This window comes from Paraburkholderia sp. SIMBA_030 (assembly GCF_046535245.1).
Taxonomy (GTDB): Bacteria; Pseudomonadota; Gammaproteobacteria; order Burkholderiales; family Burkholderiaceae; genus Paraburkholderia.
In genome coordinates, this window is record NZ_JAWRXB010001529.1 from 1 (window position 1) to 240 (window position 240).

Annotated in this window: 1 pseudogene; it reads right to left on the reverse strand. The window is 43.8% G+C overall.

The window, feature by feature from the left end:
• Positions 1 to 180 (reverse strand): annotated as a pseudogene (locus SB772_RS45130) (nicotinate-nucleotide diphosphorylase (carboxylating)); the annotation flags it as partial.
• Between the last annotated feature and the right edge of the window lie 60 nt (positions 181 to 240).

Below are 240 nucleotides of genomic sequence, written 5' to 3' on the forward strand. Positions count from 1 at the left end.
GTCTATACCGCATATCACACCTGCTTGCCGCGCCTTGATCTGTAGCTGCGCTTGCATATCGGCTGGGATAGTAGCTTGTGAGGTTACATCACCACGCCTACCCAAATGTTCAGTTAGTGCATTCTCAACCAATGGCTTGAGCAATACGTCATCTAATGCTGGCTCTTTTTCAATTGTCATCTTTGACCCTTATCTAGGCATGATATTGATAGAAACTGCTCGTTATTTAAACTCAAAATG